Origin of the sequence: Pseudomonas fluorescens (assembly GCF_001623525.1) — a bacterium.
GTDB classification, from domain to species: domain Bacteria; phylum Pseudomonadota; class Gammaproteobacteria; order Pseudomonadales; family Pseudomonadaceae; genus Aquipseudomonas; species Aquipseudomonas fluorescens_Q.
In genome coordinates, this window is the sequence record NZ_CP015225.1 from 1,506,057 (window position 1) to 1,527,255 (window position 21,199).

At 61.7% G+C, this 21,199-nt stretch carries 18 protein-coding genes; 1 reads left to right on the top strand and 17 read right to left on the bottom strand.

Annotation, left to right across the window (positions count from 1 at the left end; genetic code table 11):
• Positions 1-120: 120 nt before the first annotated feature.
• The 17 genes from TK06_RS06485 to TK06_RS06565 all read right to left on the bottom strand — a co-directional run bounded on the left by TK06_RS06485 (position 121) and on the right by TK06_RS06565 (position 18,883).
• Positions 121-792, bottom strand: a complete 672-nt coding sequence (locus tag TK06_RS06485) for a DUF3313 domain-containing protein (protein ID WP_063321349.1) — start codon at positions 790-792, stop codon at positions 121-123.
• 92 nt (positions 793-884) lie between these two features.
• A complete protein-coding gene (locus TK06_RS06490; RefSeq protein ID WP_063321350.1) occupies positions 885-1,379 on the bottom strand; it encodes a hypothetical protein in 495 nt (164 codons plus the stop codon).
• Positions 1,380-1,478: 99 nt separating this feature from the next.
• Complete coding sequence (locus tag TK06_RS06495) at positions 1,479-1,976, bottom strand: GNAT family N-acetyltransferase (RefSeq protein ID WP_063321351.1); 498 nt, start codon at positions 1,974-1,976, stop codon at positions 1,479-1,481.
• Positions 1,977-2,119: 143 nt separating this feature from the next.
• A complete protein-coding gene (locus tag TK06_RS06500; protein WP_063321352.1) occupies positions 2,120-3,100 on the bottom strand; it encodes a LysR family transcriptional regulator in 981 nt (326 codons plus the stop codon).
• Between the two features lie 213 nt (positions 3,101-3,313).
• Positions 3,314-4,258, bottom strand: coding sequence for a peptidylprolyl isomerase (locus TK06_RS06505; protein ID WP_063321353.1), 945 nt, complete (start codon positions 4,256-4,258; stop codon positions 3,314-3,316).
• Entirely contained in the window at positions 4,255-4,734 is a 480-nt protein-coding gene (locus TK06_RS06510) for a YbjN domain-containing protein (protein ID WP_063321354.1), read from the bottom strand. Before TK06_RS06510 ends, TK06_RS06505 begins: the two co-directional genes overlap by 4 nt.
• A 22-nt stretch (positions 4,735-4,756) precedes the next feature.
• Positions 4,757-5,404 carry a hypothetical protein gene (locus tag TK06_RS06515; protein ID WP_063321355.1) on the bottom strand — a complete coding sequence of 216 codons (648 nt, stop codon included), beginning with the start codon at positions 5,402-5,404 and terminating at the stop codon, positions 4,757-4,759.
• A 15-nt stretch (positions 5,405-5,419) separates the two neighbouring features.
• Positions 5,420-7,111, bottom strand: a complete 1,692-nt coding sequence (locus TK06_RS06520; RefSeq protein WP_063321356.1) for a putative porin — start codon at positions 7,109-7,111, stop codon at positions 5,420-5,422.
• 39 nt (positions 7,112-7,150) lie between these two features.
• Positions 7,151-7,855 (bottom strand): energy transducer TonB family protein, encoded by a 705-nt coding sequence (locus TK06_RS06525; protein WP_063321357.1) that lies wholly within the window; start codon positions 7,853-7,855, stop codon positions 7,151-7,153.
• A gap of 2 nt (positions 7,856-7,857) precedes the next feature.
• Entirely contained in the window at positions 7,858-8,283 is a 426-nt protein-coding gene (locus TK06_RS06530) for an ExbD/TolR family protein (protein WP_063321358.1), read from the bottom strand.
• A 10-nt stretch (positions 8,284-8,293) separates the two neighbouring features.
• Entirely contained in the window at positions 8,294-10,093 is a 1,800-nt protein-coding gene (locus tag TK06_RS06535; RefSeq protein ID WP_063321359.1) for a DUF2341 domain-containing protein, read from the bottom strand.
• 17 nt (positions 10,094-10,110) lie between these two features.
• Entirely contained in the window at positions 10,111-11,673 is a 1,563-nt protein-coding gene (locus tag TK06_RS06540) for a ShlB/FhaC/HecB family hemolysin secretion/activation protein (RefSeq protein WP_409077377.1), read from the bottom strand.
• Positions 11,674-11,741: 68 nt separating this feature from the next.
• Positions 11,742-12,344, bottom strand: coding sequence for a transposase (locus TK06_RS33370; RefSeq protein WP_063321361.1), 603 nt, complete (start codon positions 12,342-12,344; stop codon positions 11,742-11,744).
• A 456-nt stretch (positions 12,345-12,800) separates the two neighbouring features.
• Entirely contained in the window at positions 12,801-13,598 is a 798-nt protein-coding gene (locus TK06_RS06550) for a transglutaminase family protein (protein ID WP_063321362.1), read from the bottom strand.
• A complete protein-coding gene (locus TK06_RS06555) occupies positions 13,595-14,545 on the bottom strand; it encodes an alpha-E domain-containing protein (protein ID WP_003201699.1) in 951 nt (316 codons plus the stop codon). The genes TK06_RS06550 and TK06_RS06555 overlap by 4 nt, the downstream gene beginning before the upstream one ends.
• A 3-nt stretch (positions 14,546-14,548) precedes the next feature.
• Entirely contained in the window at positions 14,549-15,958 is a 1,410-nt protein-coding gene (locus TK06_RS06560; protein ID WP_003201697.1) for a circularly permuted type 2 ATP-grasp protein, read from the bottom strand.
• An 813-nt stretch (positions 15,959-16,771) separates the two neighbouring features.
• Positions 16,772-18,883 carry a TonB-dependent siderophore receptor gene (locus TK06_RS06565; RefSeq protein WP_063321363.1) on the bottom strand — a complete coding sequence of 704 codons (2,112 nt, stop codon included), beginning with the start codon at positions 18,881-18,883 and terminating at the stop codon, positions 16,772-16,774.
• Between the two features lie 290 nt (positions 18,884-19,173).
• Here TK06_RS06565 and TK06_RS06570 point away from each other — a divergent pair, with 290 nt between their 5' ends.
• Positions 19,174-20,970, top strand: coding sequence for a methyl-accepting chemotaxis protein (locus TK06_RS06570; protein ID WP_063321364.1), 1,797 nt, complete (start codon positions 19,174-19,176; stop codon positions 20,968-20,970).
• Positions 20,971-21,199: the final 229 nt, after the last annotated feature.

Genomic DNA, 21,199 nt, shown 5'->3' on the forward strand with positions numbered 1-21,199 from the left:
TTCCTTCTGACAGGTTTGAAAAAGGTGAAGGCCGGAGTTAACCACGAAATGCTTGCGCGACCTATGGTTGGACATAAAAAGTCGTGGTTTGGACGCCGGCGCGTGAGGTTGCGGCGGTGGCTATTCAGCCTTGAATTTCAGAAACGACTGATGCAAATCCGACGCCCAGCCATCGATGACCCCTTTGACGTCATCGGGCTTCATCACCTGGGACTCGTTGGACAACGGCTTGCCCGTGCCTTTGCGCACCACCTGGGCGACCACCGCGTTGTTGCCACCGTCGAGAAAAACCGCTTCGGTGCCCAGGGTGGTTTCCTGGTCGCGAATGCCGCTTGCCGTGCTCACAGCGGCCGCCACCAGCGCAATCGGGATCACCTCATACGGTTTCAAGCCTTCGGTCTTGCTGCCGACAGCCGTGATGGCCGCCCGCATCACCAATACACCCGGCCCAGGCGCTGTCGCCAGGGGCAAGGATTTTCCTGCTTCCCGCTTGAGGGCCTGATCGTAATAAGCGGTGATACCCGACAGCGTCGCCTGAGGGATCTTCTCGGTCGGCTGCGGCTTGGGGTAAAGCTGTGTCGGCTCGATATAGAGACTGGTGTACTTGCCTGGGTCGATCTTCGGATCGACCCAACGCATCACCTCGGCCCCCGACGGCGACTTTTCTTCCTTGAGCCGACTGTAATCCCCCAGGAACCCGGAGTACTCATCCGGCTGTGTGACTTTGCTGGAGCAACCCGCCAAGGCGAGCGAGGCAATGCAAACAGTGCCGATCATCGACGAAAACTTCATGCTGTCACTCCTGTAAGCCACACGAGGCGGGGCCGGAACTACAGGTATAGCCAATGGACAGGTTTTTGCCTGCTCTGAAAAGAATGCGTGATTCAGCCGCGCTCGCGCGGTATCAGGCTCTGCAACTGTTGTGCGAGGAAGTTGGCATCGAAGGCAAACGTGTCGGGGTCCTTCAACCCGTTGGTCCGGCGCCATTGCCATTGCACCGATGGAGGTTGGCAAACCAGGGAAATACTGCCGTGACGGGTCGCGGCCAGGCCAATGATCGACAATGAAATCAACCCACCTACGCCCATCACCTCCGGTACGAATTCCACCGGCCTACCGGTAATGGTCAAGGTCAGTTTTTCAGTCTTGAAACCGGACGTCTCTACCGGCTCACTCGGCCCGTGCGCCACATACGTCTCACGGCTCAGTTCCAGCAGACCGAGCGCCATGACAGGCGCCAGCCATTGCTCGATTTGCCCATACAACGCCTTGATCTGCTCTGCCCAAACCGTCGACTGGGCCTGGTGCAATTGTTTCTTGTGCGCTTCGCTGTCGGCGTAGTGACGAAGCATCTCGCCCAATTGCTGTACATCGTCCATGGGCCGGTCCTCGATTAAGGGAGTACTGCGAAGAGCGATGATGACAGGTTCAAGACGTTGGCGTACGTAAAAGCCCTCTTTGCCTGCGAGCTGGGCCTTTCAGCGCAACCGTGCCATGGCCAGGGTGTCCACCCAGCGTCCGTCACGCACGGCGTAGTCGCGCATCAGGCCTTCGGTTTCGAAGCCAAACTTGCGGTACAGCCCGATGGCCGCTTCGTTGTCGGCGTACACCGTCAACTCGACCCGCCGCAGGTTCATCCAGTTGTCCGCGACATCCAACGCGGCGGCCAGCAACATCGAGCCCACACCCTTGCCCTGCCAGGCGACCGCCACGCCCATGCCGAGGCTGCCGCAATGGGCACGACGCACGCGGGAAAACTGCTCCAGCCCCAGGTTGCCGATGACTTCACCCTCGTGCAGGGCCACCAGTTTCAATAAACGCTCGTCGTCCATTGCCAGGCGCTTGCGCCAGACTTCGGTGGACTGGAAAGGCATCTGCAGCACCTGGCGAGTCACCGCCGGATCGTTGTAGAGCGCGGTGACACCGGCGATGTGGGTTTCAGTGAAGCGTACGAGGGTGATCGATGATTCGGACATGCGGCTCCTCCCTGGAGACGGTACAAGGCCGATCACTATAAGCCGCACCAGGCACTACGGGGAACCTGTGGGAGCGGTGGTTCAGTTGGACGCCGCTATCGCGAGCAAGCTCGCGCCCACAAGGGCGAGACACCTTTTTTCGATTATGCCTGGAACCAATCCCGGCGCTCATCCAGCGTGTGATGGATCAGCTCACGAAGCATCTGCACCTCTGGCGAGCCTTCGGCCTGGACACTGACGGCCATCCACAAGTGCCGCTGCATCGACAAGCCGAACACTTGCGGCAACGCCACCAGGCCTCGGTCGAAACGGCTCATGTACTGCGGCAACAGGCCGATGCAGGCGCTGCAGCGAATCATTTCCAGCATCAGTTCGTAGGATTGCACCTGCACCACACCGGCCCGGCGTTGTTCTATCAGGGCGTTCCACGGGGCGAAGCCGTCCACGTGTCGGTCCGCCTGCCATTGCACCAGCATGTAATCGTTCAGGTCGTCCAGGCAGTCCGGGCGCGTGGCCGAGCGGGAGTAACGCTTGGCAATGTGCGGCACATAGTCCAGCCGCGCCAGGCGATCCGCAGGCAACGTGGCGAAACTCGGCCCCGGCCCCAACGTGTGGGCATCGCTCAACCACAGCACCAGGTCGGCGCTGACGGCTTGCAGCGCCAGGTCACTGTCCAGGGTAATGATCTGCAGTCGCACGCGGGCATTGCGCCGTAGCAACGAGATCAAGTCGCGTCCCAGGATGTCATGCAGAATCGACTCGGCCACGGCGAGGCGAATCATGGGTTGTTCGTTCAACGGCGGCGCGCTTTCGTGGGCCAGAGTAATCAATCGCGCCTGCAACTGCCGGCCTTCGCGAGTGAGGGTCAAGGCGCTGCCCTGGAAGCTGAACAACGAGCGTTGCAGCCGCGTCTCCAACTGCGCCAACTGCTTGCGCAGAAAGGTTGCCTTGACGTTGAGGCTACGGGCCGCTTGCATGAAGCAGCCGCAACGGGCACTGACCAGGAAACACTGCGCCACCTGCGGTTCAATACCGCCGGCCAATGTCAGCCAGGGATCGGGGACACGCAACGGCGTGCGGTATGCGGTGACAGCCTGGCGTCCTGCGGGCTCGGTGAAGGTCATGGGTGACTCCCTGTCGGTTGTACGAATACGTGGTGCTGCGCGAGTCTTCAGCACAAACACCCTGTGGCGAGGGAGCTTGCTCCCGCTGGGTTGCGCAGCAACCCCAAAAAGCTCTGCCGGGCTCTCACTGAAGGACTGCGGTCAGTTCGTGAGGGGGCTGCTGCGCAACCCAGCGGGAGCAAGCTCCCTCGCCACAGGTCTGGTGTGAACGGTCTAAAGCCCCTCCTCCAGCACCTTGCTCAACTGCGCGCCATCGATGCTCAATGTGGCCGTGTCGAGCATGCCGTCCAGGTAGGCCTTGGCGATCTGTTCCTGGCGCTGGGCGCGCAGGGCCTGGGTCAGGCGTTCGCGGACTTCGTCCAGGGTCGCTTCCCGGGCCGGCTGTTGATCGGTGAGCTTGATGACATGGAACCCTGCCGGGCTCTGCACCGGGTCCGATACCGCGCCGACCTTCAAGCGTGCCACCGCCTCACGCACCGGCGGGACCAGTTGCTGCAACGGCTGGTAACCGCTGTCACCGCCGCGTTCGGCACTGGTGCGGTCCTGGGAGAAACGGCTGGCCAGGGCGGCAAACTCGACAGGTGACGCCTGGGCCTTTTTACTCAGTTCCGACGCTTGCCGGCGCACCGCCTCTACGGTTTGCGGCTCGGTGGCTGCCAGGAAAATCTGGCTGACGCGGTACAACGCCGGTGCGGTCCAGTTGGCTTTCCCGGCGTCGTAAGCCTGCTTCAGTTCTTCGTCACTGGGATACCCGGCCGGCACCTGACTGACCGACTGCATGTAGTCGCGAAACACAATCTGCTCAGCCGCCGCTCGCGTCTGCCGCTGCACCTCGGGCCGCTCGCGCCAACCCTGGGCGTCGGCTTGCTCCAACACGGCCTTTTCCGCCAGGCGCGCACGGATCCAGCCTTCCAGTGCAGCGCGATTGCCACGCATTTGCTGGCGAACCTCCGGGGCCAGTGCGGCCAGCAAGGTCTTGAGCTCTTCGGGGCTGACCTGCTGGTTGCCCAGTCGGGCCAAACTCGGCGTGTCGGCCGAAACAACGCTGGCGGTCTGTACCGCGGCGACCGGATCGCTGCCCGGCCGCAGGCCCAGCACCAGCGCCACGGCAATCAGCCCCAGTGCGGCGGCGCTGATGACGAAGGTCGGCTTTTTCACGATGCGACGGCCTCCTCCGATGGCGCTTCGACGGGCTCGGCCGGGGTTTGCAGGTGCGCCGCGTTCTGGCTGTACTCACGCAGGTAGACAATGAACTCCTGCAACAGGCGGTCCCACAGCTCCAGGTGGCTGCGCAGATGATCGGCACTCACGCCCGCCGCAACCACGACGTCCATTTCCATCACCAGGAATTCGCCTTGCAGCGACAACCGGGCAAAGCGGCGCGAGGCGTTCCACAACGCTACCAACCCCACTGGCAACTCGCCCTGTACCCGCAAGGCACAACTGAACGTGAAGTCCAGGTACTGGCCCGCTGTTGGCGCAGGATTACCCAAACGCACCGCGAAGCCGATGCCCTGGCTGGCACTGAGCAGCTGCACGATACCGTTCTGCTCGGTTTCATTGACCCGATAGCCCGCGGCCTGCAACCACTCGGTCAGGGATTTTGCACCAACGTATTCAATCATTGAGGTCATGTTCGCTTCTTCCTTGTTCTGTTCAGTGAGTGATCGAGGCCTGGGGGGCATCGAAACGGTTCTTGTAGAGATCATCGCCGAACCCCTGGGCCAGCTCTTCGAAACGTACCCGGGCCTTGGCCGCGAACGGCTGGCGGATCTTCACGATGTCGGTCACATCAATGGTTTCGTAGGCATGCAGCAGCGCCTTGGCGACTTCGTACATTTGCTGATTCTTGACCGAACATTGCTGCACTTGTGTGTCACGCTCGGTCAATTGCGCCTCCAGGCGAGCGCGCTCGGTCTCTTTGCCGCGAGCCAGGACCAGCAGCTCGTCGTAGGCTTTCTTGAACTTGCCCATTTGCTCGTTGCTGGCCGCCACCTGGGCCTGGGCCTGGCTTTGCAGGTTTTGCTGATGCCCAGCCAGTTGCTCATTCAGGCCCTGGGCCTTGGTCAGTTGTGCGGTCAATTGCTTGATCTGCGCCTGGGCTTCTCTGGCCTGGCTCTCGGCAGCCTGGCGAGCGGCGCTGGCCTGGGCCTGCTCGCTTTGCAGGGCCTGCAACTGGGCGGTGGTGCTGCGCAGTTGTGCCCGCAGCCGCTCTTCCAGGCCTTCGCCATGAGCCACGCCACTGAGCAGCAGGCCCAGCACCAATAACGCGGCCGGGCATGGGTATTTGGCTCGCCTTTTCATGAGGCCTCCCTGCGCTTAGAAGCGCGTGTTGATTTCAAGCTGCAAGACATCGATGTCGTACGGCGCGCCGTACACCGCTTCGGAACTCAACCAGCGACCGGTGGCGAAGACGTTGCTCGCCAGGCCATAGTTGCCACCCAGGAAATAACCCTTGGCGTTGGTGCCCCCCAGATGGAATGACGAATCGTTGAAGCCGTCCGGCAAGGCATCGGGCTGGATGTACTTGTAGCCGGCGAACAGGTTCCAGTCGCCCTCGCGCTTGAGCTCCAGCGAGTTGCCAAGGGTGAACTGGAGCATCCAGGCGTTGGCGCCGCTTTCCACCTCGCCATTGCTGTCCAGGTTGTTGGCGAACTGCCCCGCGGAGCGCTTGCGCATCTCGCCTTCGTCGTAGCCCAAGTTGTGGACGTAGTGGGCCTGGCTGCGCAGTTTCAGGTCTTCGGGAAGATCGGTGTCCAAGGCCAGATTCAGGTCCAGCAGGTTGAATTCCGAGGCCAGGCCGACGTATTGCGGCTGTGGCGTGGTGGACGGGTTGAGGGGATTGGGCGTGATGTCGCGCAACAGGAACACGGTGTTGCCCTTTTGCATGAACGCAACGCGTGAACCGTCGCTGTCGCAGCCTGGATCACCGACCCAAGGCTGGCACGGCGAAGAGCGCTGGCCTTCGATGTCGTCGAAGCGGTAATAGGCCATGGCCCCCTTGATCCGGTTACTGTCGTTGATGGCCCAGTTGGCCCCCAGTTGCGCGCCGTACAGCCACTTGTTGTCGCTCTCTTCCTTGTCGCTGCCATTGCTGGTGCTGGTGTCGTTGGTGTACTCCACCGGGAACGCGCCAACAGTACCGAACACGCCCCAATCCTGATTGAGCTTGTGGTTGAAGTTCGCCGCCACACCGTCGAAGTTCAGGTCACCGGAATACAACAGGTCGGTGGAGAAGAACGGGTTGGCGAAACGCCCGCCGGTGAGGGTCAATTCGTCCGAAGGCTTCCAGGTCAGGTAGCCCTGGTCGAGCCAGATGTCTTTCTTGCCAAAGCCACCACCGAGGGTCTGAGTGGTGGACACCGGGTTGTTGTCCGAGCCGGTGCCGATGCGGATACCCGCCGTCCATTGCGGGGCAATCACGGCCTTCATGCCCAGGCGTGCGCGCAGGCGGAACAGGTTCTCGCGGTCTTCACGGGTATTGAGCAACGGCGGCAGGCTGGAGCTGCTGTTGGGGTTGACGTCGTAGGGCCCCTTGTCATTGAGCCGGGCGAAGTCGACGATTTCGTTGCTGTTGGTGCCCGAGTAATAGCGCGACTCATCCCGCAGGCGAATGTCGCCGTCAAAACTGATGCGCGAAACCCAGTCCGGGAAAGTATTGGGTTGGGCCCAGTTTTCCTGCTTGGCGGTGGCCATGACTTCAGCCTTGACCTGGTCGCGGATCTGCTCACGCACGATGTTCGGCACGTATTGCACCCGCACGTCCCCCGGCGCACCGGCCGGCGCTGCGGCAACCGCCGTGGCCGCCTGGCGGGCCTGCACGGCTTCCCGTTCGGCCTGGGCAATCAGGCCGTCGGCCTGCTCCTGCTTCAATACGCCCTGCTGCACCAGCAGGCGGATCAGATTGATCGTGGCGTTTTCCGAAGGCGCCGGGGCGGCCAACGAGTGCCCGGACAGGCCCAGAACGATCAGGCCGACTGCCCACGACAATCGATTCACATTGGAAATCATCTGCACACAACTCCTGTTGGCAAACTTTCAAATAGTCGGTTAACCCGGCCGCCGTCCCTGCAAGGACAGGCGCACGGGTAAAGTCAGGGAGGCCGGTGGCCGTTCACTCAAATGGGGTGCGGCACGCAGGGCGGAAATCACTTGTTCGTCCACCTGCGGGTTGCCGCTGGACTTGACCAGCTCGACCCGGGTGATTTCGCCCACGGCACTGAGCCAGACATCGGCCTGCAGCGAGAACGCCAGGCTGCGCAGGTCAGGGTTTTCCCGCAGCAAGCGCTGGAAGGTGAACGCCAGGAACTGGCTGTAAGTGCCATTGCCGAGGCGTCCGCCCCCTGCCCCGGCCATGCCACCGCCCTTGCCGGCACCGATGTTGAAGGCGTCATTGCCGGACTGGGCATCGCCGTCCATCTGCATCGGATTCGCCAGGTCATCGACTGGCGACGGCGGTGCCTCTTCCTCGGGCTTGACCTCTTCGGGCTCCGGGGTCGGTTCTGGCTCGACCACCTTCTCCTCGACCTGAGGCTCCGGCTCCTTGGGTTTCTCCGGCGGTGGTGGGGGCGGAGGCGGCAACGGGATGATGGTCGGCACCTTCGGTGCTTCACGGCGCACGCCACTCATGTCGTTGGCCCACTGCCACAGCAGCCAGGCCGCGACGGCGCCCAGCAGCAGGCCGGCGGCCCACTTGAGCAGGCGCAGCGGCGAAGTCTTCACCGGGGGCGGATCGATGGGAAGTCTGGCGGTCATGATCAGCCCCGGCTCGGTTTGCCGGTCACCAGACCGACCTGGGACAGTTCCAGGCGCCGCAAGAGGTCTAGCACTTCAATGACTTTCTGGTACTGCACCGTCGCGTCGCCGCGCACGATCACCGGGAAGTCCGGGCTCTGGGCCTTTTCGATGCGCAGGCGCTCTTCCAACTCGACCAGGGTCACCGGATAGGCATCGAGGAAAACCTGCCCGCCGTCGTTCACCGAAATCGCCTTGGTCTTGGCTTCGGACAACGACACCGAGGCACTGGCCTTGGGCAGGTTGATCTGGATACCCGACACCTGAGCCGTGGCGGTGAGGATGAACATCACCAGCACCACCATGAGCACATCCACCAGCGGTGTGATGTTGATGCTGTCGACTGCGGCATCATCGTCGTCATCATGTGAGGCGTTTACGCTAGCCATGGCGATTTCCTCAGGCCGGAACGGACGATGGGGCGTGATGATTGCGCCGATGCGCCGCTTCACCGGACTGGCCTTCGCCGTGCATCTCCGCCAGGCGCGTGATGAACTCGTCGACGAACACGCGCATGTCGGCGCTGACTTCCTTGTTACGGGTGATCAGGCGGTTGTAGCCAAACAGTGCAGGGATCGCGACGAACAGCCCCATCGCAGTGGCGAGCAATGCCGCGGCCATGCCCGGGGCAATGGCGTTGATGTTCACGTCACCGGCCATGGCCGTGCCGAGGAACACCACCATAATCCCCAGCACGGTGCCAAGCAGGCCGATGTACGGGCCGCCGGCAATGGCGTTGGACAGGGTCGAGAGCTTCGAGCTGAGCTGCTGGTTTTCCCGGGTACGCACGCCGTCCATGGAACAGCGGATCGCTTCGATGGTGGCCGCCGACACCGACGAAGTGTCGGCGCCTTGCTCGCGACGGGTGCGGATTTCCTTGACGGCCACCAGGTATAAGCGCCACAGCGATGAATGTTGCAGGCGCTGGGCGAGGTCCTGGTCGTCGGCGAACATTTCCAGGCGCGTGCCGATCCTGGCGAATTGTTCACGGAAGGCTTCGTTGGCCGCGCTGAGACGGCTGACCATGCGGTTCTTGCGGATCATGATGATCCACGACTGGAACATCATCAGCACCAGCACCCCGATGATCACCCAGGCGTCCATCGGCACGGCGTTGAGCAGGAAACCCAGGCTGCCGAAACCGAAGCCGGACTGCTCTTCATCGACGCCGTAGGCCACCAGTTTCGATTCGGCGCCCTGGGCATTGGCGTCAGCCAACAACAGTGGCGCCGGGCGGGCGACCTTGGACAGGCGCGCTTCGTCCATGGCCCCACCAAATGGCGCGAAGGCACCGGCGGACACGTCTGCGCCCAAGGCCATCGGCGAGTTGAACGCGGGCATCGCCACCGCCAGGCTCGCGGTTTCACGCCCGTTGACGTAGAGCACGACCCGGTCGCCCGAGGCGGTCAACGCCAGGTGCTGCCACTGGCCAGGATTCAGCGGCTGGGTCGAGACCGCACGCTGGTCATTGATCGCAACGAACGGCACACCCTGGTTCACGCCAATCAACAGGCTGGTGGTGGCTTCGCGACGGGCCAGGATGATCTGTTCGCCACTGGCCTGGTCCTGACGCAGCCAGGTACTGAAGGTGAACGCCGCACCGGCACTGTGTTGCAACGAAGGGCTGGCGGGCAACAGTAGCGGCTGGCCGTTGAACTGCAAGGCACGCCCGATCACGCCGTCGATGCTGACACCGGCTGCGCCCTGGGCATTGTTGCCGTAGGCCGTGGTATCCCGGGGCGGTACACCGGTGGCGCCTTCAAAGTGATACAACGCGGTGTAGTCCGGGTCGAAGGTCAACTGGCCGCTGCCTGTGGCCGGCGCCTTCTGGTTGCCGTAATACATCCACATGTCCTGACGCTGACCGCCCTCCACATTGGGCACATCGACCCAGATCAGCGCCATGCCCATCAGCGGGTCGAAGCTTTCGATCTGGTGATTGAGCACGGTCTTGTCGTCGGCACTGACGAAGCGCAGGTCCGAGCCGTCTTCCTTGACCCCGTCGAAGGTGAAGTTGCCGGTGTGCAGGCGCACCAGCAACGCCGTGCGTCCCAAAGCCTGGGCGATGGCGGCGCCCTGGGGGGTGGTGTCCACCGAAATCTGTTTGCGATAGTGCCAATCGTCCTGCCACCAGGCATTGGCGGTCGCCGGAAGCACCAGCCCCAGGCAGATAAACAGGGATAACAGTAAGCGTTGCATGGACATGACTCCTGGGTTCAAAACGTCGCTTGCAGGTTGAAGTGCAGGCGCGATTCCTGTTTCGAGGTGTTCGGCCCTTCGAGCAGCGGATAGCCCCAATCGAGGCTGCCGGACAGCCATTTGCTCAGGCTCGCGCGGGTGCCGAGGCCGACGCTGGCGAGGCTGTAGTCGGCTTCCTGATCGGGCAGTTCGTCGCGCAGGTACAACTGCGCGCCTTCGGCGAAGGCATAGAAACGCCACTCCTGGACGTAGCTGCCGAGGAATTTGGCGAGGGACGGTGTGCGCAGCTCCTGGGACAGCAGGTAACCGTCATCACCGGTGCGCTCGGCGGCCAGGTAGCCACGTACCGAGGTCGCGCCACCGGCAGAGAATTGTTCGTTGGAAACCAGTGGCCCGGAGGCGAGTTGGAAGGCGGCCTTGGAGGCGGTCTGCCAATCATTGGCGAAGGTGAAGGTGTAATTGCCGTCGCCCTTGAGTACGGCGAAGCTGGGGCTGGCGCGATAGCGCTTGTAGTCGAATTCTTCGTCGGAGCTGCCGTAGCCCAGCAGACTGCGGGTACCCGCCACCAGGCTCAGGCCGAGGCCCAACTGGCTGGTTTCGGTGTAGCGAAAGCCGTTGTAGGCGAAGGTGAATGGCGCGTACTTGAGCGGTGCCTTGTCGCTGGCGCCGCCGAGGTTGAGCTCCTCCTCGAAATCCTTGAAATCGACTCCGACGGAAAAGGTGTTGGCCCAGGTGCCGCTGGACGGCAGGGTGTAGATCGCCGAGACACCATAGGAATGACCTTTGCCCAACACATTGCTACCGCCCACCGTTGCCACGTTACTGTCGGATTGGTAACCCGAGAACTGCACGCTCCAGCGTTCGCTCAGCGGCGCGGTGTAGGAGCCCGACCAGACCTTGGCATTCTCGGTGTCCTGGGGCGCGGTGAAGAAGGTCAGCGAAACGCTGTGGCCCAGTTGCCAGAGGTTGTTGTAGCCCAGGCTGGCGACGGTGCGCAGCTTCTCGGTGTCGGCGCTGTAGTCGTTGTTCACCCCCAGGCTGGCCTGCCAGGGGTCCTGGTCTTCGACTTGCAAATCCACGTCCATGGTGCCGGAGCGCTGGCCTTCGCGCACCAGCGGCATGACCTGGCGCCCCGGGGTTTTGTTAAGCAGCGCTAGTTCTGCCTGGACCTGGGCGAAATCGGGCACCTCGCCTTCCTTGAGCGCTGGCACGTCATCACGAATTTCGACGGGGGAATAATGCTTGGCCCCCACCACCCGCACCCGGCCAATCTTGGTCTCGCTGACTTGCAGGTAGACGATGCCGTCTTCGACTTTCTGCTCTGGCAGTTCGACGAACACCGATTGATAACCCCGGGCCTGATAGGCCTTCTGCAAGGCCTCCCGGGCACCTTCGATGTCGCTCAAGGCCTTTTGCGGGCCGAGGAACGGGTACACCGCTTCCTCGATGGCCCGGGCATCGAGCACGGTGTTGCCCCGCACGAAATACTCGTTCACGTCCACCAGGCGCGTCGGTGCCGCTTCGGCCTCCTGCCCTCCTTCTGCAGCGATTGCCGACGGCCCCCCGACCGCCAGCAGCAACCAGCCCCACAGCGCCGGCCGCGATTTGAAGAAATGCTCCACACCACCCCCTGAATTCAAAGTACGGCTCAATTGCTTGCGGTCGATGTCGTGGCGTGCCGGGCCAGCCAGGTGTGCAAAAGCGCGAAGTTCAAGGAGAACTCCGGCATTTGCAGCAAGGCGCCACAGAACACTTCACCGATGATTTTCTGGATGAGCCGCACTGCCCGCGCGTCGCCCAGCAGTGTGGCGAGGTCTTTGCTCAGGACGTTGAAGCTCCAGACCTTCTGGTTCAGGTCCAGGCCGACGAACCAGCGAAACAGCAGGTTGTAGTTGAGTTGTTCGTAGAGTTGCTGCTCGCTGGGCACTGAATAGAGCAGTTGTAGCAAGAGGATATGCATGGCGGTTTGCGGTGCGATCAGCATCTGGGCGCCGGCATTCAGCCCCTGCAACACATCGCGATGGTCATCCAGCAGGTCGTCGATCTGCGGGCGTAGCAAAACCAGTGAATGGCCTTGCGGAATGTAGCTGGACACTTCCTTGAGCGCGACCTGCCAGTCATCCTGGGAAACAATCCAGACCCACGGCGCGCCGTAGCGATACACCGAGACCGGCTGCTTGCGCGCCGCCTCGACGATCTTCGACAGCCGCTGGTCAAGCTCCTGCATGCCCACTTTCGAATAACGTTCCATAGTCCCCATCGCCTCACTCCCGGCTTCGCGCCCCGGCTCCAAAACGACCTGAAAGGTCCCCTTGAACACGTCACACAGGCATGACGGGAATGGCGATGTGCTACCGAACTTTTGTCATGAAAGCTTCATTTTGGAGGGCAAGGAGGGGTGGGATCTTGTGGGAGTGTTCAACCAAGTGATGGGCGACACCGAACCCTGTGGCGAGGGAGCTTGCTCCCGTTGGGGCGCGACGCGGCCCCGGGACCTGCCGACGCGGTGTGTCAGGAAAATCCCTTGGGGGCCGCTGCGCAGCCCAGCGGGAGCAAGCTCCCTCGCCACGGGGCAATGAGTACCGGCCCTATCGCGACCAGGTCGCTCCCACAACAGATTCTCGGGTGTTCACGACAATGACGTCCACCGTCAATCTCCTAGTGTGGAAGCGAGCCTGCTCGCGATGAGGCCGCCAGGTTCCGCGGGCTATTGGTGCTGCACCTGCACCATTGAACTCACCTGCACCCGCGCCTGCATCTGTTCCGCCCCGCCCCCCCGGCGCATGCCGCGTACCGGGCAGGCGTCGAGGTAGTCCAGGCCGACTGCCAGTTTCAGGTGGCGGTCTGGAAGGGTCAGGCGGTTGGTCACGTCGAAGCTGTACCAGCCATCATCCAGCCAGGCCTCCGCCCAGGCGTGGCTCGCCAGGTGGCTTTCATCCTCGGTGCACAAATACCCGGAAACATAGCGCGCAGGAATGCCCAGGCTGCGAGCGCAGGCCAGGAACGCGTGGGTATGGTCCTGGCAAACCCCCGTCCCACCGGCAAACGCCTCGGCGGCCGTGCTGTTGACCGCCGTCGTGCCGGGGCTGTAGGGCATCCGCGCCGCCAAACCGTTCATCAGATCGGTCAAGGCCGAACGATCACGCCGGCCGGCGCATTGCTCGACGGCGAAGGCGCTGAGGGTCTCATCCGCCTGGGTCAGGCGACTGGTGCGCAGAAAAGGCAGCGGCGACTGGTTGTCCGGTTCCATCTCGATGGACTGATGGATTTCCACCTCGCCATAAGCTGTCAGGATCAAGGCACCATGGGGCTCGTCCATGGTCATCACATGCAAGATGTTGCCATAGGGATCAAGCTGGCTGCGGACCAGTCGCGGCAGTTCCAGGTGCCATTGCAGGATACGCTGGCGCTGAGTGTCCCGGGGCGTCAGGCGCAGGAACTGGATGCTGGTGCAGACTTCATCGGCATAGCTGTAGGTCGTGTCGTGGCGTATGGACAGTTTCATACGACCTCCAGGTAAGACTCATGGACGGTCTGGCCCAAGTGGCGGATCTGCCCGATCAAGTCGGTCAACCATTGATGCAGGCCCGACGCCAGGATCTCATCGATCCCCGAATAACGCAGGCGTGCATTCAGTTCGGCGGCCAGGCGTTGCGCTGGCCGGCCGTTGTTGCCCGGCAGGCTGGCGAGAATGTGGTCCAGCTCCTCGATGCAGGCATGCAGCGAGCGCGGGACGTCAGCGCGCAGCAGCAACATCTCGGAAACCTGCTCGGCATTGGGCGCATTGCGGTAGATCTCGTTGAACGCCTCGAACGAAGACAACGCGCGCAACAAGGCACTCCACTGGTAGTAACCACGGGCCGAGTTGTCGCTGACCTCCTCCGATTCCTCGCCGAACATTTCATAGCGCGCATCCAGTAGGCGCAGGGTGTTGTCGGCCCGTTCGATAAAGGTCCCCAGGCGAATGAAGCAGTAGGCATCGTTGCGCATGATGGTGCCCGACGTCGCGCCACGAAACAGGTGCGAACGCTCCTTGACCCACTCGCAGAAATGGCTGATGCCGTAGCGCCCCAGGCCGTTGCTGGCGATGTTGCGCATCTCCAGCCAAGTGGCGTTGATGTTTTCCCACATGTCGGCGGTGATGCGCCCGCGCACGGCATGGGCATTGGTCCGCGCAGCTCGCAGGCAGCTGTAGATACTGCCGGGGTTGGTTTCGTCCAAGGCGAAGAAATGCAGCATGCGCTCGGTGTTGAGCGCGTCATAACGGGCGTTGTAGTCGTCCAGCGTACCGGCCGCCAGCAGCGACATCGCCAGTTCCGCATGGCCATCGCTGCGCCCGGCCTGGGGCATCAGCGACAGCGAATAGCTGACTTCAAGCATGCGCGCCAGGTTCTCGGCGCGCTCCAGGTAGCGGGACATCCAATAGAGGTCCGAAGCAGTTCTTGAAAGCATGTCTTAGTCCTCCACTACCCAAGTGTCTTTGGTGCCACCGCCCTGGGACGAGTTCACCACCAGCGAGCCTTCGCGCAGCGCCACGCGGGTCAGCCCGCCAGGCACCAGGCGCGTTTCCTTGCCCGACAGCACGAACGGACGCAGGTCGATGTGGCGCGGTGCGATGCCGCTCTCGACAAAGGTTGGACACGTGGACAGACTCAAGGTGGGCTGGGCGATGTAGGCTTCAGGCCGAGCCTTGAGGCGCGCGCGGAAATCTTCGATCTCCGCCGCGCTGGCGGCCGGCCCGACCAGCATGCCGTAGCCGCCGGAGCCCTGGGTTTCCTTGACTACCAGATCCGGCAGGTTGGCCAGCACATGGGACAGGTCCTGGGGCTTGCGACACTGCCAGGTGGGCACATTCTTCAGGATCGGTTCTTCGGTGAGGTAGAAGCGGATCATTTCGTCGACGTAGGGGTAGATCGACTTGTCGTCGGCCACGCCGGTGCCGACCGCGTTCGCCAGCACCACATTGCCCGCGCGGTACACGGCGATCAGCCCGGGCACGCCCAACATCGAATCGGGGTTGAACGACAGCGGGTCGAGGTAGGCATCGTCAAGGCGACGATAAATCACGTCCACCTGTCGTGGGCCGGCGGTGGTGCGCATGTACACGTGGTCGTCACGCACGAACAGGTCAGCGCCCTCCACCAGTTCCACGCCCATTTCACGGGCCAGGAACGCGTGCTCGAAATAGGCACTGTTGAAGCGCCCCGGGGTCAGCACCACGGCGGTGGGGTTCTCGAGGGGGCTTGAGCTCTTGAGGGTGTCGAGCAGCAGGTTCGGGTAATGATCGATGGGGGCCACGCGCTGGGCGGCGAAGAGCTCGGGGAACAGGCGCATCATCATCTTGCGGTCTTCGAGCATGTAGCTCACGCCGCTGGGGGTACGCAGGTTGTCCTCCAGCACGTAGTAGCTGCCGTCACCGTCGCGAACCAGGTCGACACCGGCGATATGGGCGTAGATGCCCCGGTGCAGGTTCAGTCCCTGCATCGCGATCTGGTAGCCCTCGTTGGCGAGCACCTGCTCGGGCGGGATGATGCCCTCCTTGAGGATGTGCTGCCCATGGTAGATGTCGGCCAGGAACATGTTCAGGGCCTGGACCCGCTGAATGCAGCCACGCTCGACCATCTGCCATTCGCTGGCCTTGATGCTGCGGGGAATGATATCGAAGGGGATCAGGCGCTCGGTGCCCTGCTCGTCCCCATAGAGGGTGAAGGTGATACCGGCTCGATGGAACAGCAGGTCGGCTTCGCGGCGGCGTTGTTCAAGCAGTTCAAGCGGGGTGTCCGCCAGCCAGCGCGAGAAGGCTTGGTAATGCGGGCGGCAGTCACCCTTTGCGTCGTACATTTCATTAAAAAAAGCGTGGGGCATAGCCAACTCCCAGCCGCGTTCTACACGGCATTTCTTATCACTTCGTCATTCCAATGGTCTGGCCTTGCTTTGTTTTAATGAACCCTGTTTCTCCGTGATACCTCGATAGCAGTGGTCTCTGATCTGGCCTTTGCGTCTGGATGACGTGCGCCCCCTGATTAAATCTGCGTGGTCACTCCTGTACTGAATCCAACGGTTCGGTGGTTTCGCTGTTGAGGTCTAGCAAAGGCTGTGCCTAAGCGCGATGCCTCAAGACTGCGCTAGAAAAACCATCGCAAAGTTGTTTAAAAGCGAAATTTGTTTTCATTTATACGACAAAACACCGTAAGAAGGCTGAAACGTTTATTTCAGCCTTCTCCAGCGAACCCTGGAACGGGTCGAATAGGTGCAAAAAGGCAGGTGCCAGGGATTCAATGCCCTGAAAGGGGGAAATTTTTACTCACAGCTGATGCCAAACGCTTGGTTCCTGCGGGGAGCGCCTTCTAGATCATGCTTGGATGTTGTTTTTGGGGGCTCAGAATTTGTATGCGCCACAAATCCCTTGTGGCGAGGGAGCTTGCTCCCGCCGGCGTGCGAAGCAGGTCCCGGCGGTTCTTCAGGGCGACCGTATCAGCCGGTTTTGCGACTGCTGCGCAGCCGAGCGGGAGCAAGCTCCCTCGCCACGGGCAAGCTCACCGGTCCAGGCCAGCAAGGCTGCCAGCAGGAAAAAACTGCCGCAAGCCGACTCTACCTTCTGCTCCCCAGTGGAGCAGATTCGGTAGCAATGACTGGAAGACGTCCGCAAGTCATCCGGGCACTCTTATTGAGATGTCCTCAGAAGGTCACGCTGGCACTCAAACGGGCGGTACGCGGCTCGCCGACATTAACCTGCAACTGGCTGCCAGTGGACGAGGGGTAGTACTGCTTGTCGAACAGGTTGTCGACGTTCAATTGAAGCGACGTCTTGTGCCCGAACATTGGAGCGTCCCAGCGCAGGAAGGCGTCGGCGACGGTGTAGCTGCTCAGCCAGAAATCGTTGGCGTTGTTGGCGGCGCGTTCGCCGACGTAACGAGCGCCGGCCCCCGCATGCCAGGCACCGAATTCGGCGGGTACGTTCAGGTGGTGGGACAGGTAGAGGCTGGCGGTGTGTTTAGGCGCGTCGGAGAGACGATGACCCTCGTCGTCCGGATCGTCCAATATTTCTGTGTGGGTGTAGGCGTAAGTGCCGATCAAGTCCCAACGCTCGGCCAGGCGGCCGGTGATGTCGAGCTCCAGGCCTTGGGAGCCGACTTTGCCGGCGGCTTCGGAGACTTCATCAACGGTGGTCACGACGTTCTTCTTGACGATGTCGAACAGGGCAAGATTGATATTCAGCCCCGGCAGCGGATCGTACTTGGCGCCGACCTCATAGCTGCGCCCTTCCTCCGGTTTGAAGGTACGACTGTCCTTGTCGACGACGTCGTTGGGCTTGAATGACCGGCTGTAGTTACCGTACAGCGACAGGGCGTCGGTAACTTTGTAGACCAGCCCGAGGAACGGAACAAACGCATCGCCATTGTCGTCGCGAACCGGCGGTGCCGGGACCAGTCCCTGCGTGGTGTATTGATCGTAATGTTGGTAGCGGCCACCCACGACCAGAATCCAACGATCATCAAGGTGCCAGTTGTCCTTCAGGTACACCGAGCTGGAAGTCAGTTGGTTGCTCAAGTTGCTTTGGGTCGGGTTTATTACGCTGGGTTCTGCCAGGCTACCATATACCGGAGCGGTAATATCGATGCGCCCTTGTGTCGTCCCACGGTAGGTCTTGCCACGGTATTGATCGGACACCTGGTTATCAACGCCAACCAGCAGGTCATGACGCTGGCCAAACAATTGCTGCTTACCCATGAAATCCCAGCTCGCGTAGCGGGTTTCATCATCGTAATGAGCGCCGTTGGCCCTTCGGCTCAACATATTTCCGGTCAGGGTGCCAGGCTGCGCAATCGAAAGACTGTACCGATCATTGTTCCAGCCATAGGTGACCCGCGTCTTCCACGCCTCGCTCAGTTCATACTCAAACCGCGCGGTGGCCGTTTCACGAATTCCCACGCTCTTGGCCCATGGCTCGTCGAGGCGCTTGTCGTAGTCGATGTCCGCCGGATGCCCGTTGCGGAACACCGTCCCACGATCGAATGGATTGGAATATTCGTTGTACTCATAGCTGAGATTCAACGAAGCCCGCTCCCCCGTCCAAGCCAGGGACGGCGCGACCAGCGTGCTCTCGTTGACCCCGTAGTTGCGCCAGTAATCCTCGTGACCACGCTCGGCAATCAAGCGATAGGCCAGGCCGGTGTCTCCCAATGGCCCGGTCGTGTCCAAGGCCATGGTGCCGCCGCCTTCGCTGTAGGCCGAGCCGCTCAGCGTGGTGCTTTGCGTGTATTCCGGTTTCTTGCTGATGACGTTGACCAGGCCGCCGGGCTCCAGCGCGCCGTACAACATCGAGGCCGGGCCCTTGAGCACTTCGACGCGGTCGGTGGTGGCGCTGAAGTTGTGGCCCAGGTTCGAACGCACGCCGTCGCGCAGGATCGAGCCGTCGTCGTTGGTGCCGAACCCGCGCTTGACCAGCGAATCCCTCGAGCCGCCCAGGGTGTTGCCCTGGCTGACGCCGCTGACGAACTTCATTGCATCGGCCAGCGAGCGCACCTGATAGTCGGCCAGGGTCTGCTGGGTCACCACGTTGATCGATTGCGCTTCTTCCTTGATCGGTACATCGCTCTTGCTCGCCGTGCTGGCTTGCGACGTCGTATAGCCCTCGTCCTGAGTGACGCGACTGCCCTGGATGTCCGTGGCCGGGAGTTCGAGAGCGTCCTGCGCCCACAATGGGCTCGCTATGAAACAGCAGGACAGCGTTGGTAACACACACTTGATAAAGACGTTGCGATTAGCGAGGGGGGTGGAACGTTTCAAGACGCGCACTCATTGAAGGGACGTTAATGAGAGCAAATATACTTTGAGAATCATTCCCAGTAAATCTTTTGTATCAAATGATGATTGCCGCAAACCCTTGTAGGAGTGGGCTTGCTCACGATAGCGGCGGTACTTCCAACATCAATGCAGCAGACCCATCGCCATCGCGAGCAAGCTCGCTCCCACAGATTTCGCGAACGGTGATATCAAATCGCCCTATCACCCTAAAGCTTTGGCGTGCGCGGTCGAATGTATTCCATTGAGAGATTTTTTTGCCCAGGAGCAGCGGCATGCAGACGTTAAAGGCCTTGTACGAGTCTATCGAGATGCAGTTTTTCGATACCCTCACCAAAAAACTCTCGAGCCTTTTCCTGTTGGTGCTGGTCAGTGGCTTGCTGTACTGGGTGGCCCTCAGCGCCCGCGCCCAGATCGTGCTGCAGTTGCGCAATGCGCAGTTGGACGGCGCCTTGCTTGGGCAGATCGAAGGTCGGCTCGACAGCCTCACCCATGCCCTGCTCTTCGGCGCGTTCCTCACGCTGTGCATGATCAGCTTCATGGTCTGGTATTTCCGTCACCTCATCGTGCGCCCCGTCACCGCCATGACCAAAGCCCTGGAAGAGATCGCCAACGGCGAAGGCGACCTGTCCAGAGACCTGCCGCTGGTGACTCACGACGAAATCCGCGTGCTGGCCGGCACTTGCAACCGTTTCCTGGCCAAGCAGCGGGAGATCATCAGCAACGTCCAGGCACTGACCGTGCACATCGCCGTCGAATCGGCCCGCTCATTGAAGAACATCAGCGACTCCAGCGACAGTGCCACCCACCAGGCTCGCTTCGCCAAGGAAGTCATGGACCAAAGCAACACCGCCGTGGGCCGTATCGAAGAAGTCTCGCGCCAGACCCAGGGCATTTCCAGCACTACTGCCCAAAACCTGAGCATGGCCCGCGACTCCTACGCCGAGCTGCTGGAAGTGACTGGCAACATCAGCGAAATATCCAGCAGCCTCGGTGAATTTGCCACGCTGGTGAGCGCCTTGAACCAGCGTTCCTCAAGCATCAAGTCGATCGTCGGGTTGATCCAGCAGATCTCTGCCCAGACCAACCTGCTGGCCCTCAATGCCGCCATCGAAGCCGCCCGGGCCGGCGAAAGCGGTCGGGGCTTCGCGGTGGTCGCCGATGAAGTGCGGACCCTGGCACAAAACGTCAGCCGGGCCACCGATGACATCTCACGCAACATCGACGCCATGCTCGAGGAAGTCAGCTCCACCCACGAACAGACCACCCAGATCAGCCATAGCGCCCGGGAAACCCAGAAAGTGGTGGAGCGCGCCTCCGGCCATTTTGAGAGCATGATCGGCGATTTCGAATCCACCAACGGCAAGCTGGCGGACATCGCGACCCATATCCAGCAGTTCGCCGACAGCAACACGGGGATCAACGACCGAGTCACTCAGATCCACGCCGACAGCCAGTTGATCGACCAGCGCATGCAGCATTCGGCAACGGCCACCCGCGACCTGTCCGGCGTGGCCGAAAAGGTCCAGGCGCTGCTGGGTCGCTTCGTGCTCGGCCACGGCAAGCTGGACGCCGCCATCACCCGGGCCAGCGAGTGCCGCGACACGCTTCAGGTTCGCCTGGAGGCGCTGCAAGGTGAAGGCCTGAACCTGTTCGATCAGAATTACCAACCGATTCCCGGCACCGACCCCAAGCAGTACATGACCAGCTACACCGAACGCTTTGCCCAGGTCTGCCAGGAAGAATGCGACAAACTCACCCGCAGCACGCCGGGTGGCAAGGTTTCGTTCATTGTCGACAGCAAGGGCTACTGCCCGGTGAACAACAGCTGGGTCTCGAAGCCGCCAACCGGCGACCGCGCGGTGGATTTGCCGGTGTGCCGCAACAAGCGAATCTTCAACGACCCGATCGGCCTGCGTGCGGCGGGCAACGTCCAGCGTTTCCTGCTGCAGACCTACCTGCGCGATACCGGGGAAATCATGACCGAGATCGACGTACCGTTCTTCTTCGGCGGCCGTCATTGGGGCAATTTGCGGGTGGGCTTCGATGCGGCGGTGTTGTTGGCGGAGTGATCAACAGCGCAATCAAGCCAGACAACTAACCATGTCCCCGGACCAAACACTACCCTGTGGCGAGGGAGCTTGCTCCCGCTCGGCTGCGCAGCAGTCGCAAAACCGGCTGATACGGTCGGCCTGAAGGACCGCCGGGGCCTGCTTCGCACGCCAGCGGGAGCAAGCTCCCTCGCCACAAGGGATTTGTGGCGCATACAAATTCTGAGCGCCCCAAAAACAACTGTGGGAG

What these genes read in the sequence shown, in the direction of transcription:
- TK06_RS06520 (WP_063321356.1), bottom strand. Translation starts at nt 7,111, where the DNA reads ATGATTTCCAATGTGAATCGATTGTCGTGGGCAGTCGGCCTGATCGTT.
- TK06_RS06495 (WP_063321351.1), bottom strand. Translation starts at nt 1,976, where the DNA reads ATGTCCGAATCATCGATCACCCTCGTACGCTTCACTGAAACCCACATC.
- TK06_RS06490 (WP_063321350.1), bottom strand. Translation starts at nt 1,379, where the DNA reads ATGGACGATGTACAGCAATTGGGCGAGATGCTTCGTCACTACGCCGAC.
- TK06_RS06515 (WP_063321355.1), bottom strand. Translation starts at nt 5,404, where the DNA reads ATGAAAAGGCGAGCCAAATACCCATGCCCGGCCGCGTTATTGGTGCTG.
- TK06_RS06570 (WP_063321364.1), top strand. Translation starts at nt 19,174, where the DNA reads ATGCAGACGTTAAAGGCCTTGTACGAGTCTATCGAGATGCAGTTTTTC.
- TK06_RS06500 (WP_063321352.1), bottom strand. Translation starts at nt 3,100, where the DNA reads ATGACCTTCACCGAGCCCGCAGGACGCCAGGCTGTCACCGCATACCGC.
- TK06_RS06485 (WP_063321349.1), bottom strand. Translation starts at nt 792, where the DNA reads ATGAAGTTTTCGTCGATGATCGGCACTGTTTGCATTGCCTCGCTCGCC.
- TK06_RS33370 (WP_063321361.1), bottom strand. Translation starts at nt 12,344, where the DNA reads ATGGAACGTTATTCGAAAGTGGGCATGCAGGAGCTTGACCAGCGGCTG.
- TK06_RS06560 (WP_003201697.1), bottom strand. Translation starts at nt 15,958, where the DNA reads ATGCCCCACGCTTTTTTTAATGAAATGTACGACGCAAAGGGTGACTGC.
- TK06_RS06555 (WP_003201699.1), bottom strand. Translation starts at nt 14,545, where the DNA reads ATGCTTTCAAGAACTGCTTCGGACCTCTATTGGATGTCCCGCTACCTG.
- TK06_RS06510 (WP_063321354.1), bottom strand. Translation starts at nt 4,734, where the DNA reads ATGACCTCAATGATTGAATACGTTGGTGCAAAATCCCTGACCGAGTGG.
- TK06_RS06550 (WP_063321362.1), bottom strand. Translation starts at nt 13,598, where the DNA reads ATGAAACTGTCCATACGCCACGACACGACCTACAGCTATGCCGATGAA.
- TK06_RS06535 (WP_063321359.1), bottom strand. Translation starts at nt 10,093, where the DNA reads ATGCAACGCTTACTGTTATCCCTGTTTATCTGCCTGGGGCTGGTGCTT.
- TK06_RS06530 (WP_063321358.1), bottom strand. Translation starts at nt 8,283, where the DNA reads ATGGCTAGCGTAAACGCCTCACATGATGACGACGATGATGCCGCAGTC.
- TK06_RS06525 (WP_063321357.1), bottom strand. Translation starts at nt 7,855, where the DNA reads ATGACCGCCAGACTTCCCATCGATCCGCCCCCGGTGAAGACTTCGCCG.